Here is a 17,042-nt window from a genome sequence, read left to right on the forward strand (position 1 = left end):
CTGCCCGCGGACATCGGGTGTGGGCTAGCCGGTGCGCGCCGGTCGTGCCGGCAGATCCAGCACCAACCGCACTCCGCCGAGTGTGCCGTCGTCGAAATACGCCTGCCCGCCGTGCAATTGGGCCTGTTGCGCGACCAGCGCCAACCCGAGCCCCGAACCGCCCTTGGTGGCCTGGGTGCCCCGGTAGAAGCGGTCGAACACGGCCTGACGTTCCTGGACCGGGATGCCCCGGCCGTTGTCGTCGATGGAGACGATGATGTGGCCGTTGGGTGCGCGATGCGCGGAGACCAGGGCCTCGGTGGCGCCGCCGTGTTTGACGGAGTTGGCCAGCGCATTGTCCACGGCCAGGCGCAGGCCCGCCGGCAGGCCGCGGGTGACGAGCTCGGCGCCGGTGTCGATGCGAACGGTGAGACCGGGGAAGTGGCGCATCGCGTCGTGCGCGGCCTGATCGCACAGATCGCCGACATCGGTATCGACGTGGTCGCGTTCGTGAGTGAGGTCGCCGGAGGCCAGCCGTTCCAGCGCCGACAGCGTCGCTTCCACCCGGCCTTGGCTGCGATGCAGGTCGTCGAGGATTTCGGCGCGCTGAGTCTCGTCCAGGTCGAGGGTGCGCAACACCTCGAGGTCGGTGCGCATGGCGGTGAGCGGGGTGCGCAGTTCGTGCGCGGAGACGGCGGCGAAATCGCGGGCGGTCTCCAGGGCCGCGGCGGTTTCGCCCTGCGCCTGATCGACCCGCGAGAGCATCGTGTTGACGGCATCGGCGAGTTGCTCGGCTTCGAGCACACCGGAACCGTCCACCGGTTGCGGCGGATGCTCGGGATCGCGGTAGCCGCTGCGCGCCCCCACCTGACGGGTGAGATCGACGATGGGCCGCACCGCGCGCCCGCCGAACAGCCAGCCGAGCCCGGCCGCGGCCGCGATGGCCACCAGCCCGCCTGCCAGCACCCACCGCTGCTGCTGCGCGGTGGCGCGGGCGGCGTCGGCGTTCGGGATGCCCAGTGAGACGGTCCGTCCGGCCTGCTGGTTCTCGGTGGTGGTGAGCACCCGATACGACGCGCCGTCCACGGTGACGGTGTGCGATCCCGTCGGCAGGTCGGGCAGTTCGATCGCGGTGGTGGCGGTGAGCTCGCCGTTGTCGCGGACGGTGAGCGCCAGGTTCTCGTTCGGGCCGATGAGATTGACCAGTCCGACCGCGATCACCGGGTCGATCAGCACCAAACGGGATGCGAGCGTGAGCTGTTGATCGGTCTGCTCGACATTGACGCGCTCGATCGCCTGCAAGGTGATGACGCTGAGGATCGTGATGATGAGGATCGCACCGGCTGCCGCCGCGCCCGCGACCCTGGTGCGCAATGAGTAGGACCGCCGCCGGCGCGATCCGGCAGCGGCGGCCCGTCGATCGGGCGGGCCTGCGCCGACCGGCCGCGCGGCCGCATCCGAGGAGCCGGGCGTGTCCGCGGCGCTCACAACCGCCCGCTCATTTCGGCGCCCGCAGCACGAAACCGACACCGCGAATGGTGTGCAACAACCGCGGTGTCCCTTCCACTTCGAGCTTGCGCCGCAGATATCCGACGAACACGTCCACCACATTGGTGTCGGCGGCGAAGTCGTACCCCCACACCAGTTCGAGCAGCCGCTCGCGGCTCAGCACCACACCGGCATTGCGGGCCAGCGTGGACAGCAGCTCGAATTCCCGCTTGGTGAGGTCTATTTCGCGGCCGTGCAGCAGAGCCCGGTACCCGGCGACATCCACTTCCAGCGGCCCGACGGTGACCGCGCCCGGGGTGGACGCGGCGGGGGTGTCGGTGCGGCGGCGCAGCAGCGCCTTGATCCGCGCCACCAATTCGGCCAGCACGAACGGCTTCACCAGGTAGTCGTCGGCGCCCGATTCCAGTCCGGCGATCCGGTCGTCCACCGAACTGCGGGCGCTGAGCACACAGATCGGCACCTCGTTGCCCATGGCGCGCAGCGCGGTCACCACACCGGCGCCGTCGAGCACCGGCATGTTCATATCGAGCACGATGGCGTCGGGGGAGTGCTCGTTGACGGCGCGCAGGGCCGCGCCACCGTCGCGGGCCACCAGGACCTGGAAGCCGGACAGGCGCAGCCCGCGCTCCACCGAGGCGAGCACGTCCTCGTCGTCATCGACGACGAGGACGGTCGGGTTTGTCGTGCGATCGGCGCTCACGTCGTTCATTCTGCCGTCGTTTCCCGGTGCGGCCCGGTCACGACGCTCACCGGGCCGGTCGGCGTGAGCACCGCTGCGCTCAGTAGTTCTTGCAGGTGTCGGCGACCTTCTGAATGGTCTGGCTCAGGCCCGCGGCGCGCGGATCGTTCTCGGCCTGCTGGGCGGCCTCGGGGTTCTCGTCGAGGTAGCGCTGGAGTTCGGCGCGGCGCTGCTCGACCGGCTGTTCGAACTTGGCCTGCAGTTCCGCCTTGACCTCGGGGTTGGCGTCCAGCATCGCGGCCAGCTGCGGCGCCTGATCGTGCAGGGCGGCGTCGACCTGGGCGAACGAACACTCCGATTCCAGCAGCGGCGCCGCCAGCTCCATCGGGCCCGCGGAGGCGACCGCGGGGCTGAGGAAGGCGGTCACGGTGGCGGCCCCGGCCACGGTGAGTGCCGCGACGGTGGCCCTGCCACGAAAACGTTTCATATTGCTGCCTCCTACAAGATCGGTGACGGACGCCTCGACCGTATTGTCCCGGGCTGGCATCCGTGTGAACCGTTCCTGTGAAAACTCTGAGGAGCCGAGGCAGATCCGTTACGGGGCGACGGGATTCGAATCCGGCACGACTTCGCCGTTGCCGTTGCCGTCCTTATTGCCCTGGCGGCTGGTGAACAGTTCGGGCTGGGCGGCCAGAATCTGATCCTCCAGCGCCACCAGCACGGCCGGATCCTCGATGGTGGACGGCACCTCGTATTCCTCACCCGCGGTGATCTGGCGGATGGTCTTGCGCAGGATCTTGCCCGAGCGGGTCTTCGGCAGCCCGGCCACCACCACCGCGTCGTGCAGGGTGGCGATAGCGCCGATCTGTTCGCGCACCCGCTGGATCAATTCCTCGCGCAGCTGCTCCTTGTCCACCTCGACGCCGGTCTTGAGCACCACATACGCGATCGGCCGCTGCCCCTTGAGTTCATCGGGCAGGCCGATCACCGCGCATTCGGCCACCGCTTCGTGTCCGGCGATCGCGGCTTCGATGCTGCCCGCCGACAGCCGATGCCCGGCCATATTGATCACATCGTCGCTGCGGCCGAGCACGAACAGATAGCCGTCGTCGTCGAAATAGCCGGAGTCGCCGGTGAGGTAGTGGCCGGGATAGGCCGAGAGGTAGGAGCGCTTGTACCGCTCGTCGTCGCGCCACAGTCCGCTGAGCGCACCCGGCGGCAACGGCAGGCCGATGACGATATTGCCCTCGACGTTGGCCGCCACCGGATTGCCGTTGGAGTCCAGGACGCGCAGCCGATAACCCGGCACCGGCACCGACGCCGAGCCCGGCTTGATCGGCAACTGTTGCAGCCCCAGTGGGTTGGCGCAGATGGGCCAGCCGGTTTCGGTCTGCCACCAGTGGTCGACCACCGGGCAGTCCGGCCGCTCGGCGAGCAGGGTGTCGACGGCCCACTCGTAGGTCGTCGGGTCGAGCCGCTCGCCTGCGCAGAATAGCGCCCGCAGCGAGGACAGGTCGTAGCTGTGGGCCAGCGTGGCGTCGGGATCGGCGCGGCGGATGGCGCGCAACGCGGTCGGCGCGGTGAACAGCACGTGCACCCCGTATTCGGCGACCACCCGCCAGTAGGCGCCGGCGTCCGGGGTGCCGATCGGCTTGCCCTCGTACAGCAGCGTGGTGGCGCCGACCAGCAGCGGGGCGTAGACGATATAGGAGTGGCCGACCACCCAGCCCACATCGGAGGCCGCCCACATCACCTGGCCGGGGCCGACGTCGTAGATATTGCGCATCGACCAGCACAGCGCCACCGCGTGCCCGCCGTTGTCGCGGACCACGCCCTTGGGGCGGCCGGTGGTGCCGGAGGTGTAGAGAATGTAGAGCGGATCGGTCGCCGCGACGGTCACCGGTTCGGCGAGCGGCGCATCGCGCACCGCCTCGTCCCAGTCCATCCAGCGCGCGGCCACGGTCTCGGCCGAACTCGGCAGCGATTCGGTGGCGGGCTGCGGTGCCGGGAACGGGATCGTCGGGAAGGCGGCGCGCTGTTTGACGATGACGTTGCGCGGCGCCGTGGTCCGGGCCAGGTCGAGCGCCTGCATGACGATCGGCGGGTACTCGATGCGCCGGCCCGGCTCCAGTCCACCGGAGGCGGTGACGATGAGCACCGGCTCGGCGTCGTCGATCCGGGCGGCCAGTTCGGGCGCGGCGAACCCACCGAAGACCACCGAATGCACCGCCCCGATCCGCGCGCAGGCCAGCATGGCGATCACGGCCTCGGGAATCATCGGCAGATAGATCACGACGCGGTCGCCCCTGGTGACACCGAGTCGTGACATCGCGCCGGCGAACCGTGACACTTCGGTCAACAGCTCGGCGTAGGTGTATACCCCCCTGTTGCCAGTCATAGCCGAGTCGTATATAAGGGCGGGTTGGTCGGCGCGGCCGCCGGTGCCCTCGGAACCTTCCGGCAGTTCACGCACGTGCCGGTCGAGCGCGTTGAACGAGGTGTTGAGGGTGGCGTCGGGGAACCACCGGGCCGCGGGCTTGGCCGTGGTGTCGATCACCTGCTCAGGGGGTACCTCCCAGTCGACGGCGGTGGCAGCATGGGCCCAGAACTCGGCGGGATCGACGAGGCTGGTCTGATAGACCGGTCGGTACTCGTTCCTCGCGTTCAACCCGTGCTCCCTAGCCTCGCTTCGATGCCCGCCTCGATAGATCAGCACGATTGTGGCAGACTTCACGCGACGCCCGGGTGGGTGCCGCGACCTTTGGTTTTGCCTGGAACGGGCTGGTCACTGGGCGAGTGCCGATGCGGGGTCAACCAAGAAGTTATTGATCCGTTAGAATCTGATGTCACTTATTCGGTCCGTCGTAGACGCAATTTCTCGGCCAGCCGCAGATCTCGGCCAGCACTGTCTGTCGAGCCAGCATGCGATTGTGGAGGTTCCGCTGATGGCGCGTGGCTGGGGCCAGTTTGGAAAGTGAGTGGGAGATGCGTGACGCCGCTAGGTCCGGCAGAAAGCGCTGGGCGCTCAGCAACTGGGACCTGCGCTGGAAGGTTACGGCGGTCCTCGCCGTACCGCTGGCGGTCGCGGTCGGACTCGGCGTGTCCAAGATTTCGTCCGAGTGGAGCGAGGCCAATCGGCTGGCCTCCGCCGCCGACAACGTCGAGGTCATTCCGGTTGTCACCGGCCTGAGTGCCGCGACGTCGACCGTCGCGGGTTCGCAGGTCATCAATATCGGTGGCCGATCGCTGGTCACCGAGGAGAACCTGGTCGATCTGGACAAGGCGATCGCCGCCGCTGAAGGCGCGATCGGTGAACTCGCCGATCTGCCGAGTGCGCAGCAGCCGCTGGAAGAGATGATCGGTCAGGCCAAGCAGGTGCGCGCGCAGGGGCTCACCCCGACGCCGCTGTCGCCCGCCGAGGCCGCCGTGGAGATCGACCGCTATCGCGGCAACGGTGTGCGCTCGGTGGAACAGATCGTGGCGCAGGTCAGCGACCCGGTGATCGACGCGGCCAAACTGCGCCTGGTCGACTCGCTCAACACCCGCGCGTCCATGGTCGGCGAGATCGTCGGCGTCGCCGACTACCTGCGCGATCGGGAGACCGGTCTGCAGACCTATCTGGTCGCCAACAACACCGAGCGCGCACTGCTGAACCTGCTGGCCCAGCGATTCCCGCCCGAGGACCGCAATATCAACGACCTGCGCACGGGTGTCGAGACCCGCGCGGCGATGATCCAGGGCCCGGAGGCGCAAGCCGGACAGCTGCCGCTCGGTGAGGCCCGCCAGTCGATCCTTTCCAGCCTCGATACCACCGAGGCGCTGGTCGCGATGGCCACCGACGACATCGTCGGCGGCGTGCGCGACCTGGCCGACAACGCCCGCGCCGACGCCATCATGTACAGCGTCGTGGTGCTGCTGACCATCCTCGCCGCGCTGTTGCTCGCGGTGTTCGTGGCGCGGTCGATGATCGTGCCGCTGCACCGGCTGCGCCTGGCCGCGCTGCGCGTCGCCGAGAGCGACCTGCCGCACGAGGTCGCCCAGCTGCGTAACGGCGCCTCGCCGGAGGAAGTGCCGCTGGAGCCGATGCCGATCCGCTCCGAGGAGGAGATCGGTCAGCTGGCCCGCGCCGTCGACGACATCCACGGCCAGGCGCTGCGCCTGGCCAGTGATCAGGCGCAGATGCGTACCCAGGTCAACGACATGTTCGAGACCCTGGCTCGCCGCTCCAAGTCGCTGGTCGATCACCAGCTCACGCTGATCGAAGCGATGGAGTACGACGAGAAGGACCCGCGCCTGCTGGAGAACCTCTTCCGGCTGGACCATCTCGCTGCGCGCATGCGCCGAAACGGCGACAACCTGCTGATTCTGGCCGGCACCAAACAGCGCAGGGCCAAGTCCGCGCCGGTCGAGATCGCCGACGTGCTGCGCGCCGCGATCTCCGAGGTCGAGGACTACGAGCGGGTCAAGCTGGGCGCCACCCCGCGCGGTTCGCTGAAGGAACCGGCCGCCTCCGACCTCGCGCATCTGTTCGCCGAGCTGCTCGACAACGCGCTGCGGGCCTCGCCGCCGGAAACCGATGTGAAGTTCACCTTCGCCCAGGCGCACGATCAGGGCCTGCTCATCGAGGTCGCCGACCGCGGTATCGGTATGCCGCCTACGGAGATGGCCGAGATCAACCGCAGGCTGGAGACCACCGCCGAGCCCGGCCCCGACACCGCCCGCCACATGGGTCTGTTCGTCGTCGGCCGCCTGGCCGAGCGGCACGGGCTCACCGTGCGGCTGCGCCCGACCTTCGACACCGCGCGCGATCCCGGCGTCACGGTGACCGTGCACGTTCCGGTCGGCCTGATCGTCCTCGACAAGAGCGGCTCGGGTCCGCTGGTTCCGCAGCCGTCGCCGGCTCCGGCCGCGGGTCCGCAGCGGCCGTCGGCTCCGTCGTCGATGCAGATGCGCTCGGTCAGCCGCACTCCCGGCGGCAACGTGATGGTCACCGTCGATCCCGGCGTGAGCGGTCCGATCCCGGCCGGTGCCGAGGAGCGTGCGGCCGCGGCCGGTGCGCCCGCCACCCCGGGCGGCGGACTGCCGCAGCGTCAGCCCGGCTCGGCGATGGCCTCGGGCCTGCGTGGTGAGGCCGAGCAGTCCGGTGCCACCCTGCGCCCGGCGCCGGGTCAGCAGGGCACCGGCCCGCAGCGCGGCAAGCTCGCCGCGGCGGCCCTGCCCAAGCGCAATGTCGTGCCCGGCGGTCCCGTGCCTCCGCGGCCGGGCGGCCCGCAGGCCGAGCGGCCCGCCGCCACCCCGCCGCCGCGCGATCCGAACACCGGTCTGCCGCAGCGTCAGCCCGGATCCAATGGTGTGCCGCAACCCACCGGCGGTCTCCCGCAACGTGAGGCCGGTCCGGCAGCTCAGCCGGGTGCGGGCGGTGCTCTGCCGCAGCGTGGTCCCGGTGGTCTGCCGCAGCGTCAGCCCGGGCAGGCCGGGCCGGGTGGCTTGCCGCAGCGTGAGCCGGGGCAGAGCGGATTGGCCTCGCGTGAGGCGGGTCTCGGTGGTCTGCCGCAGCGTGAGGCGGGCCCGGGTGGTGTGCCGCAGCGTGAGCCGTCGGCGGGCGGTTTGCCGCAGCGTGAGCCGTCGGCTGGTGGACTGCCGCAGCGTGAGGCGGGCCCGGGTGGTTTGCCGCAGCGTGAGCCGTCGGCCGGTGGGCTGCCGCAGCGTGAGGCGGGCCCGAGCGGTGTGCCCCAGCGTGAGCCCGCCGCCGGTGGACTCCCGCAGCGCGATGCTGGTTCGACCGGTCTGCCCCAGCGTGCGCCCGGCCAGAACGGTCCCGCGCAGCGTGAGACGGGCCCGGGTGGTCTGCCGCAGCGTGCGCCCGGTCAGTCCGGGCCGGGCGGCTTGCCGCAGCGTCAGCCCGCGGCGGCGCAGTCCGGGGAGATCCCGGCCGCGGGTGCTCCGGCCAACGGCAGCGCGCAGCCGGGCCTGCCGCCGCGTCGCCCGGAGGTCACCCAGCGTCACACGGAGCTACCCCAGCGTCAGATGGATCTACCGCAGCGCCCGTCCACCGAACTTCCGCAGCGTCAGACCGACCTGCCGTCGCGTTCGGCCGGCCCCGGCGGCCTGCCGCAGCGTCAGCCGGGTAGCACCGGCCTGCCGCAGCGGGTGGAGAACGCGCCGGGCGTCGGCCTGCCGCAGCGCGACAGCGCCGGTCGTCCCGCGAACGGGGATGCCAACGGTTCCGGCGACAACGGTCGCGATCGGGGCAGGCACAGCTACCGCGCCAACCCCGAGCGGACCGCATCGTTCTTCCAGACCCGGTTGCAGCCGGCCGAGGAGAGCGGCTCGGTCATGGGCGGAACGCCGATCTTCGCCGAGATGATGTCGGCCTGGCTCGCGGACCCGAACTCGGACCGATCCCAGACCGCCGCCTCCTTCGAATCACCCGGTGACGAAGGCTGGCAGGCAGCCCAGCGGGCGAGCGAAGCCAAGCCCACAGCCACCACGGCAGCCGGTCTGCCGCAACGTAATCCGGGCGGACGTCTCGTGCCCGGCGCCGTCAGCGGCGCCGTGGATCGGGCACCGAGACGCGATCCCGAATCGATTCGGTCCAGCTTGAGTCGTCACCAGCAGGGCGTCCGGGATGGCCGCGCAATGAAGGCAATGAACCTAACCGGAGACAAAGGAGACCGATGAACCCCGATCTAGGTGGTAGTGGTACGAACCGTCAGCTGGATTGGCTGGTTTCGAACTTCGCCAACGAGGTTCCTGGCGTAGCCCATGCCGTGCTGGTCTCGGCCGACGGTCTGCTGATGGCCGCGAGCGCGCAGCTGCCGGTCGATCGTGCCGAACAGCTATCGGCCGTCACCGCCGGGCTCGCGAGCCTGTCGGTGGGTGTGTCGAACCTGTTCGAAGGCGGCACGGTGCTGCAGTCGGTGGTCGAGATGGAACACGGCTACCTACTGCTGATGGCTGTCGGCGACGGTTCGTATCTCGCGGTCCTGACCAACACCTCGTGTGATATCGGTCAGGTCGGCTACGAGATGGCGTTGTTGGTCGAGCGTGTTGGCCAGACAGTTCAGGCCACTCCACGCGTCACGATGGGTTCCTGATGGTGGGATGGACATAGAAGATCATCGTGTGGGGAGCGCCGAGCCCAGCCTCGTCCGCCCGTATTCGCTGACCGCGGGTCGAACCCGGCCCGCGGTCGAGCTCGCGCTGGAGGCCCTCGTCGCATCGCATCCGGTCGCCCTCGAGCGGCAGTTCGAACTGACCAACATCGAAACGTCCATCGTGGAGTTGTGCAGAGAATCGCCGTCTGTGGCTGAAGTTGCGGCTCGATTGGGTATACCCATCGGGGTGGCGCGTGTGCTCGTGGCAGATCTCATCGAAGCGGGGCATGTTCGCGTTTCGGCCACATTGAAAGACGACTCCAGCGACGATGAACGTCGCGAGCTGATCGAAAGGGTTCTCAGTGGACTCCGGCGTATTTGATTCGACGGCGCAGGTCGATACCCGTACCGCCAAGCCGACTTCGGCCAAGATCGTGGTCGCGGGTGGTTTCGGTGTGGGTAAAACGACATTGGTCGGCGCCGTCTCGGAGATCGTTCCGCTGCGCACCGAAGCGTTGGTCACCAACGCGAGTGCCGGAATCGATAACCTGACCGGCATTCCGATGAAATCGACCACCACGGTGGCGATGGACTTCGGCCGGATCAGCCTCGCGGACGACCTGGTGCTGTACCTGTTCGGTACGCCGGGCCAGTACCGGTTCTGGTTCATGTGGGACGACCTGATCCGCGGCGCCATCGGCGCCGTGGTGCTGGTCGACACCCGCAGGCTGGAGGACAGCTTCGCCGCCGTCGACTATTTCGAAGCGCGCAACCTGCCGTTCCTGGTGGCGCTCAACGAATTCGACGACGCGCCGCGATACCCGATCGAGGACATCAGGCAGGCGCTGGCCGTCTCCGGTGATGTGCCGATCATGTCCATCGACGCCCGCCGCCGCGAACCGGCCAAGCAGGCGCTGGTGGCGCTCACCGAGTACGCGCTGCGCAAGGTGATGCAGGGCTATTGATCGGCGCCGGCGGGCAGCGACGCAGCGGTGCGACGGTAGGCGACGGCGCGGGATCGGGGAGGATCTGCGCCGCCGAACTACTCGAGGCGCTGCTCGATGCGGGCACGTTCCGCAGCTGGGACCAGCCGCCGCTATCGGTGGGCATGTCCGAGCGCTACCGCGACGAGTTGCGCGCCGCGGCGGAACGGGCCGGTACCGATGAATCGGTGCGCACCGGTGAGGGCTTGTTGCGCGGCCGCCGCGTGGCCGTGATCGCCTGCGAGTTCGGCTTTCTCGCGGGTTCGATCGGTGTGGCGGCGGCCGAACGCATCGTCACCGCGGTCGAACGGGCGACCGAACTCGGCCTGCCGCTGATCGCCTCGCCGACCTCCGGCGGCACCCGGATGCAAGAGGGCACCGTCGCTTTCGTGCAGATGGTCAAGATCGCCGGTGCCGTCGCCGCGCACAAATCGGCCGGGTATCCCTATCTGGTGTATCTACGTGATCCCACCATGGGCGGTGTGTTCGCCTCGTGGGGATCGCTCGGTCACATGACCTTCGCCCAGCCCGGCGCGATGATCGGTTTCCTCGGGCCGAGGGTGTATCAGGCGCTCTACGACCGGCCGTTCCCGAGCGGTGTGCAGACGGCGGAGAATCTGTACCGGCACGGCGTGATCGACGGGGTGGTGGGGCTTTCGGTCTTCCGGCGCATCGCCCATCGCGCATTGAGTGTGCTGAGTGGAGTAGCGGATCCCGATGCGGCACCGCCATTTCCGGCCACCGGTTCACTGATCGGTAGGGCAACCGAACCGACGGCGGCCGGCCAGGGGTCGAGTACGGAGGCCGCGGAGACGAATCCGGCCTGGCAGTCGGTGCTGAGCTCCCGGCGCCCGGATCGTCCGGGGTTGCGTGAGTTGCTACGCCATGTGACGCAACGGGTTCCGCTCAGCGGCACCGGCCAGGGCGAAACCGACCGGACCGTCGTGCTGGCATTGGCGCGCTTCCGTGGGCACCCCTGTGTGGTGTTCGGTCACGACCGGGCGGGGCAGGTGGGGGAGAACACCATGGGGCCGGCCGCATTGCGGGAGGCGCGGCGCAGCATGCAGCTGGCTCAGGAATTGCGGGTGCCGCTGGTGCTGGTGATCGACACGGTCGGCGCGGCCCTGTCGAAGGAGGCGGAAGAGCGCGGGCTCGCGCCGGAAATCGCGCGCTGCATCGCCGATCTCGTCACGCTGGATACTCCGACCATCTCGGTGCTGCTCGGCCAGGGCACCGGCGGTGGCGCGCTGGCCCTGCTGCCCGCCGACCGGGTGCTCGCCGCGACGCACGGCTGGCTCGCCCCGCTGCCGCCGGAAGGTGCGAGCGCGATCGTGCACCGCGATACCGAGCACGCTCCGGAACTCGCCCGTTCGCAGGGCATCCGGGCCGCCGATCTGCGAGCTGCCGGGATCGTCGACCGCATCGTCGCCGAAAAGCCCGATGCGGCAGACGAACCCATCGAGTTCGCCCGTCGCATGGTCGCCGCCATCGGCGCGGAGTTGGCCGGTCTACGCGCGATGCCGCTGCACGACCTGCGGGCCGCCCGGCACCTGCGCTATCGCCGCCTCGGTCTCCCGCAAGCGGATTGAGCCCCGGCCGTAGCTCCCCGGCCGCACGACCGCCGCAGCTCCGGCCGGCGCACTCGCTGTCGCGGTGTCCGGCCGAGGCTCGGCATCCGGCTCAGCCCTCGGGTTCGGGGTCGGGCCGGTTCCAGCCGAGGATCATCGCCGGTGCGCAACCACCCGCGAGCAGCGCCGCGAGCATCATGACCCCGCCGGCGTAGGCGGTGCGGAAGGCGTCGGCCTCGGGGAGGAGCGCGCCGGAGAAGATGAGGAACATCAGCGGCGGCAGGGTGAGCATCTGGGTGAGCGACAGGCCCGCCGAGTGCGCCTTGTTCCGCTCGGCGATCTCCAGTTCGTCGAGCACCTCTTCGGGCGCGTGGTCTTGCCGATTGGAGGCGATACGCAGCATCACCCAGGCGACCATGAACACCACGGCGGCGGGCAGGGTGGCCAGCGCGGCCGAGTCGACGCCGAACGCGCACAGCAGACCTGCCACCGCGAGCACGAGCAATGTCACCATCACGACGACGACGAGCACGCGCCGCCGTCGTTGCGTGCGCCAACCCGGCAGCATCCCGGCGGTCCGTTCCTCCTGGACCAGCCAGCGTCGGACCCGATATTCCTGGTAGCGGTCGAGCAGACCGGCGGTGGCGTTGGTCATGACTGTCCTTTCGTCCGGGGGTAGAGCTCGGCCGACAGCGGGCCGAACTCGGTGCGCGAGAACACGGCTTCGACGGGCAGCTCGAACACATCGCAGATGCGCAGGGCCAGGTCGAGGCTCGGATAGTGGTCGCCACGTTCGAGCGCACCGATGGTCTGCACGTTGACGTTCACCGCCTCGGCCAGCGCGGCCCGGCTCATTTGATGCTCGGCGCGCAGCACCGCGATCCGGTTGTAGATCGGGAGGGTTTCCCCTCTTCTTACTGGGCTCACACAACATAGTGTTGTAAAAACCCAACAGTTCGTCAAGTCGATGTCAACACGTACCGGCTGCTCGTTGACCATGGGCCCCGGCGCTTCTAACGTCGAATCCGTGACCTTCAGAAGCGAGACCTGCGCCATTCCCTCGATCGTGCTGAACGACGGGAACGTGATCCCGCAGCTCGGGTTCGGGGTGTTCCAAGTTCCGGCCGACGATGTGTTTCCCGTGGTCACGGCCGCCTTGGAAGCCGGGTACCGCAGCATCGACACCGCCGCGATCTACGGCAACGAGGAGGGCACCGGCCGGGCCATCCGCCAGTCCGGGATCCCCCGTGACGAGATCTATGTGACCACCAAGCTGTGGAACTCCGAACAGGGCTACGACTCCACGCTGCGCGCCTTCGACGCCAGCATGCAGCGGCTCGGCCTGGACTATCTCGATCTGTATCTCATCCACTGGCCCGCGCCGTCAGCGGATCGCTTCGTCGACACCTTCAAGGCGTTCAAGGCCCTCAAGGCCGACGGCCGGGTGCGTTCGATCGGGGTATCGAACTTCCGGATCCCGGATCTGGAGCGGGTGATCGGGGAGACCGGCGAGATCCCCGCCGTGAACCAGATCGAGCTTCATCCCCGGCTCACCCAGCGTGAGCTGCGCAAATATCATGCCGACCAGGCGATCGCGACCGAGGCGTGGAGCCCGCTCGGCCAGGGCACGCTGCTCGACAACGAGGTGATCACCGAGATCGCCGCAGCGGTCGACCGCACGCCGGCGCAGGTGATCATTCGCTGGCACCTGCAACTGGGCAATATCGTCATCCCGAAGTCGGTGACGCCCTCGCGCATCGTGTCGAACTTCGATGTATTCGGTTTCGAACTGTCCGGCGAGCAGATGGCGGCGATCAGCGCCCTCGACGACGGCGGCCGGGTCGGCCCGGACCCGTCCACGTTTACCGCCGGCCTGGACTAGGCGCGCTCGCCCGGTCGCGACCCCTCAGCGGGTGCCGATACCCAGGTAGGTGGTCAACTCGACCGCCGCCGCCCGTCCGGCCCGATTGGCGCCGATGGTGCTGGCCGACGGCCCGTACCCGATGAGATGGACACGCGGATCGACGGCGACCTGCGTGGCCAGCCGTCCGGTCATGGTGATGCCGCCGCCGGGGCCGCGCAATCGCAGCGGCGCGAGATGGTCGAGCGCGCTGCGGAAGCCGGTCGCCCACAGGATCACCTGCGCGGGCTGGAAGGTTCCGTCGGCCCAGCGCACACCGTCGGGCTCGATGTGATCGAACATCGGCTGCCGGTGCAGCACGCCGCGGGCCCTGGCGGCGCGCAGCCGGTCGTCGAGCGGCAGACCGGTTACCGACACCACCGAGCCGGGTGGTAACCCGCGCCGCACCCGGTCTTCCACGATGGCGACCGCGCGCCTGCCGTCCTCCTCGGAGAACGGGGTCTCCCGGAACCTCGGTTCCGTGCGGGTCACCCAGGTGGTCGTGGTGACCTGGGAGATCTCGTCGAGCAACTGCACCGCGGAAATGCCGCCGCCCACCACGACCACGTGTTCGCCCGCGAACTCCGCGGCCGACTGATAGTCGCGCGTGTGTAGTTGGCGTCCGGCGAAGGTTTCCGCCCCCGGGTAACGCGGGATGAACGGATGCTCCCAGGTGCCGGTGCCATTGATCAGGCCTCGGACCCGGATGGTGCCCGCCGCATCGGTTTCCACATGGAGCACACCATCGCGATCGGCGCCATCGCCCGCACCCGGGTGCGGTGGATCGACTTCGCTCGGCCGGCGATCGCAGACGACCTTGACCGTCACCTGCCGTCGCACCCGCAGATCGAACCGCTTCTCGTAGAGCTCGTAGTAATGCGGGACGGCGGTCGCGGCAGGCGCGGATTCCGAGCCGTCGGGCAGGGTTTCCGCGAACGACATCCCCGGCAGATCGTGCACCCGGTTCACCGTGGTCAGCGTGAGCGAGGGCCAGCGGAACTGCCAGGCGCCACCGGGGCCCGGTGCGTGATCGACGATCAGGAAATCGCGTTCGGGGACCAGCCCGCGCCTGCGCAGGTGATATCCCGCGGATAACCCGGCCTGCCCGGCACCGATCACCAAGATCGGGTAATCGACCGCGAGCGGGTCGGCATCGCGTTCGCCGGAGGACGTCGTCTGATCGGACAGCACAGCTCCGATCGTATGCATGCTCGCCCTCGGTCCTGCCACGCGCGATCCGCGGATCGAAACGCACCCGGTGGTCCGCCGACGCCGGCCGCCGGTGCCCACGATCGAGTCGTGCGCCCGCAGACGTCGATCGCCCCGACTGTGACCGCACACATTCGCGCCTGCACCGGACTGTGTCAGCTCCTGTGGCAGCATGAACTCAACAGTCGGATTTCGTTCAGCTGGGGAGGAAGCATGCTCGGTGTCAGCCGCGATGGTGACGTCGTCACCATCGAATTACAGCGCGAGGAGCGCCGCAACGCCCTGAACATCGAGCTGGTCACGCAACTGCGTGATGCGGTGATCGATGCCGCCGAGCAGGCGCGGGTCATCGTGCTCACCGGCCGTGGGCCGATCTTCAGCGCGGGCGCCGATCTCGGCGGGGTGTACTCCGAGGAGTTCCTGGACAGGCTGCTCGAGATGCTGCACACCATCGAATCGGCGCCGGTGCCGGTGATCTCGGCGATCAATGGTGCCGCCCTCGGTGCGGGTGTGCAGCTGGCTCTCGCCTCGGATCTGCGGGTCCTCGAGCCGGATTCCTACATCGCGATTCCGGCCGCCAAGCTCGGCATCACCGTGGATCGGTGGACGGTGCGCAGGCTGGTCTCGCTGATCGGCGGTGGCCCGGCGCGCACCATTCTGCTCGGCGCGGAACCGGTGTCGGCCGAGGACGCCTACGGCTTCGGATTCGCCAACCGCATCGGCACCCTGGCCGACGCGCAGGCCTGGGCCAAGTCCATCGCTGAACTGGCACCGCTCTCGCTACGCCATCTCAAGCTGGTGCTCAACGACGACGGCACCCGTGATCCGGAGAACGCGCAACAGCGTGAGGCCCTGGAAGCGGCCTGGACCAGCGCCGACGCGCAAGAGGGCCGGCTGGCCAGGCAAGAGAAGCGCGCCGCGAAATTCCAGGGGCGATGATGCGCATCCGACGAATCGCCACCGGCGCCGCGGGTGCCCTCGGGCTCACCTGGGTGGCGCGGGCGCTGTGGGGTCTGCCCACCGCGATGGGCGCGTCGATCTCGGCGATCCAGCCGTACGCGACCGGCGCCACCAGCTACCGCAACCGCCAGTTCCACAACACCGAACCGAGCAGCCAGATCGCGCCCGGTGCGGCGCCGTCGCTGCTGCGTTCGTTCCTCACCCAGCGCCATGCCGGTCGCCCGGCGCGGCCGGTCCCGCTGGTGACGCCGCAGCTGCCCGCGCAGGCCGCTGATCTGGCCGTCACCTGGTACGGGCACGCGACGGCGTTGATCGAGGTGGACGGTTACCGCATCCTCACCGATCCGGTGTGGAGCGAACGGGTGTCGCCCTCGCCGCTGGTCGGCCCGGCCCGGCTGCATCCGGTGCCCGCTCCGCTGTCGGAGCTGCCGCCGGTGGACGCGGTGATCATCTCCCACGACCATTACGACCACCTCGACGCCGCCACTGTGCGGGCGCTGGTGGCCGGGCAGAGCGCACCGTTCGTGGTGCCCGTCGGCATCGGCGCGCATCTGCGGCACTGGGGTGTGCCCGATCAGCGGATCGTCGAATTGGATTGGGGCGGTTCGATTTCGCTGTCCGAACTGGGGCGCGTCCGGGCCGGCGAGGATCTGACGATCACCTGTGTGGAGGCGCGCCACTTCTCCGGCCGCGGTCTGATCCGCAACACCACGCTGTGGGCGTCGTGGTCGCTGGCCGGTCCTACCCGACGGGTCTATTTCGGCGGCGACACCGGCTACACCAAGGCCTTCGCCGAGGCCGGCACCACGCTCGGTCCCTTCGATCTGACGCTGCTGCCGATCGGCGCCTACGACGAACGCTGGACCGATGTGCACATGAATCCGGAAGAGGCGGTCCGCGCGCACGCCGATCTGTGTGCCGGTGATCCCGCCCACGGCCTGCTGGTTCCGATCCACTGGGCGACGTTCAACCTCGCCTTCCACGGGTGGTCGGAGCCGGTGCAGCGGATGGTGACGGCCGCGCGGGCGGCGGGCACCACGGTGGCCGTTCCGAAGCCGGGGGAGCGGCTGGACCCCGATGACCTGCCGTCCGGACAGTTGTGGTGGAAAGATATCGGGTGAACACCTCAACGACGGCACTGGGAAGGACGTAGAGCAT

15 protein-coding genes are annotated in these 17,042 nt (G+C 69.2%); 8 read left to right on the top strand and 7 right to left on the bottom strand.

Translation table 11 applies throughout. From position 1 onward, the window contains the following. Window positions 1–24: 24 nt before the first annotated feature. The 4 genes from GV790_RS16680 to GV790_RS16695 form a co-directional block, all read right to left on the bottom strand. Window positions 25–1,467, bottom strand: a complete 1,443-nt coding sequence (locus tag GV790_RS16680; RefSeq protein ID WP_375139401.1) for a sensor histidine kinase — start codon at window positions 1,465–1,467, stop codon at window positions 25–27. Between the two features lie 10 nt (window positions 1,468–1,477). Then, window positions 1,478–2,197: a response regulator transcription factor gene (locus GV790_RS16685; RefSeq protein WP_138446159.1), complete on the bottom strand. Its 720-nt coding sequence runs from the start codon at window positions 2,195–2,197 to the stop codon at window positions 1,478–1,480. 70 nt (window positions 2,198–2,267) lie between these two features. Next, window positions 2,268–2,654, bottom strand: coding sequence for a hemophore-related protein (locus GV790_RS16690; RefSeq protein WP_163814269.1), 387 nt, complete (start codon window positions 2,652–2,654; stop codon window positions 2,268–2,270). 108 nt (window positions 2,655–2,762) lie between these two features. Continuing rightward, the gene (locus tag GV790_RS16695) at window positions 2,763–4,835 is read right to left on the bottom strand and encodes an AMP-binding protein (protein ID WP_163814270.1); all 2,073 of its coding nucleotides are present in this window, start codon (window positions 4,833–4,835) and stop codon (window positions 2,763–2,765) included. A 317-nt stretch (window positions 4,836–5,152) separates the two neighbouring features. On the opposite strand from GV790_RS16695, the gene GV790_RS16700 reads away from it, so the two are divergent. Genes GV790_RS16700 through GV790_RS16720 form a run of 5 tightly spaced genes read left to right on the top strand, consistent with a single transcriptional unit; the run spans window position 5,153 to window position 11,836 of the window. Continuing rightward, on the top strand, window positions 5,153–8,848 hold the full coding sequence (locus GV790_RS16700; protein ID WP_218586427.1) for an ATP-binding protein: 3,696 nt from the start codon (window positions 5,153–5,155) through the stop codon (window positions 8,846–8,848). Then, window positions 8,845–9,264 carry a roadblock/LC7 domain-containing protein gene (locus GV790_RS16705; protein ID WP_036533017.1) on the top strand — a complete coding sequence of 140 codons (420 nt, stop codon included), beginning with the start codon at window positions 8,845–8,847 and terminating at the stop codon, window positions 9,262–9,264. Before GV790_RS16700 ends, GV790_RS16705 begins: the two co-directional genes overlap by 4 nt. A 7-nt stretch (window positions 9,265–9,271) precedes the next feature. Beyond that, window positions 9,272–9,646 carry a DUF742 domain-containing protein gene (locus GV790_RS16710; protein ID WP_014981573.1) on the top strand — a complete coding sequence of 125 codons (375 nt, stop codon included), beginning with the start codon at window positions 9,272–9,274 and terminating at the stop codon, window positions 9,644–9,646. Further along, window positions 9,627–10,229, top strand: a complete 603-nt coding sequence (locus tag GV790_RS16715; protein WP_171048002.1) for a GTP-binding protein — start codon at window positions 9,627–9,629, stop codon at window positions 10,227–10,229. Before GV790_RS16710 ends, GV790_RS16715 begins: the two co-directional genes overlap by 20 nt. Further along, window positions 10,229–11,836: a carboxyl transferase domain-containing protein gene (locus GV790_RS16720; RefSeq protein ID WP_163814306.1), complete on the top strand. Its 1,608-nt coding sequence runs from the start codon at window positions 10,229–10,231 to the stop codon at window positions 11,834–11,836. The genes GV790_RS16715 and GV790_RS16720 overlap by 1 nt, the downstream gene beginning before the upstream one ends. Before the next feature lie 91 nt (window positions 11,837–11,927). On the opposite strand, the gene GV790_RS16725 is transcribed toward GV790_RS16720, so the two are convergent. Both GV790_RS16725 and GV790_RS16730 read right to left on the bottom strand, forming a co-directional pair. Then, window positions 11,928–12,470: a hypothetical protein gene (locus tag GV790_RS16725; protein ID WP_163814271.1), complete on the bottom strand. Its 543-nt coding sequence runs from the start codon at window positions 12,468–12,470 to the stop codon at window positions 11,928–11,930. Continuing rightward, a complete protein-coding gene (locus GV790_RS16730; protein WP_163814272.1) occupies window positions 12,467–12,742 on the bottom strand; it encodes a helix-turn-helix transcriptional regulator in 276 nt (91 codons plus the stop codon). The genes GV790_RS16725 and GV790_RS16730 overlap by 4 nt, the downstream gene beginning before the upstream one ends. Before the next feature lie 70 nt (window positions 12,743–12,812). On the opposite strand from GV790_RS16730, the gene GV790_RS16735 reads away from it, so the two are divergent. Further along, entirely contained in the window at window positions 12,813–13,697 is an 885-nt protein-coding gene (locus tag GV790_RS16735) for an aldo/keto reductase (RefSeq protein ID WP_163814307.1), read from the top strand. Between the two features lie 24 nt (window positions 13,698–13,721). Here GV790_RS16735 and GV790_RS16740 read toward each other — a convergent pair whose 3' ends face one another. After that, window positions 13,722–14,906: an NAD(P)-binding domain-containing protein gene (locus GV790_RS16740; RefSeq protein ID WP_280212308.1), complete on the bottom strand. Its 1,185-nt coding sequence runs from the start codon at window positions 14,904–14,906 to the stop codon at window positions 13,722–13,724. 231 nt (window positions 14,907–15,137) lie between these two features. Between GV790_RS16740 and GV790_RS16745 the strand changes: the two genes are divergently transcribed. After that, window positions 15,138–15,863: an enoyl-CoA hydratase gene (locus tag GV790_RS16745; protein ID WP_163814273.1), complete on the top strand. Its 726-nt coding sequence runs from the start codon at window positions 15,138–15,140 to the stop codon at window positions 15,861–15,863. Next, a complete protein-coding gene (locus GV790_RS16750) occupies window positions 15,863–17,005 on the top strand; it encodes an MBL fold metallo-hydrolase (RefSeq protein WP_375139402.1) in 1,143 nt (380 codons plus the stop codon). Before GV790_RS16745 ends, GV790_RS16750 begins: the two co-directional genes overlap by 1 nt. Window positions 17,006–17,042: the final 37 nt, after the last annotated feature.

It is taken from the genome of Nocardia cyriacigeorgica, from assembly GCF_010858045.1.
GTDB lineage: Bacteria > Actinomycetota > Actinomycetes > Mycobacteriales > Mycobacteriaceae > Nocardia > Nocardia cyriacigeorgica_E.

Coding starts and splice junctions, on each gene's coding strand:
- GV790_RS16690 (WP_163814269.1), bottom strand. CDS start 2,654: ATGAAACGTTTTCGTGGCAGGGCCACCGTCGCGGCACTCACCGTGGCC.
- GV790_RS16705 (WP_036533017.1), top strand. CDS start 8,845: ATGAACCCCGATCTAGGTGGTAGTGGTACGAACCGTCAGCTGGATTGG.
- GV790_RS16745 (WP_163814273.1), top strand. CDS start 15,138: ATGCTCGGTGTCAGCCGCGATGGTGACGTCGTCACCATCGAATTACAG.
- GV790_RS16700 (WP_218586427.1), top strand. CDS start 5,153: ATGCGTGACGCCGCTAGGTCCGGCAGAAAGCGCTGGGCGCTCAGCAAC.
- GV790_RS16735 (WP_163814307.1), top strand. CDS start 12,813: ATGGGCCCCGGCGCTTCTAACGTCGAATCCGTGACCTTCAGAAGCGAG.
- GV790_RS16725 (WP_163814271.1), bottom strand. CDS start 12,470: ATGACCAACGCCACCGCCGGTCTGCTCGACCGCTACCAGGAATATCGG.
- GV790_RS16710 (WP_014981573.1), top strand. CDS start 9,272: ATGGACATAGAAGATCATCGTGTGGGGAGCGCCGAGCCCAGCCTCGTC.
- GV790_RS16685 (WP_138446159.1), bottom strand. CDS start 2,197: ATGAACGACGTGAGCGCCGATCGCACGACAAACCCGACCGTCCTCGTC.
- GV790_RS16750 (WP_375139402.1), top strand. CDS start 15,863: ATGCGCATCCGACGAATCGCCACCGGCGCCGCGGGTGCCCTCGGGCTC.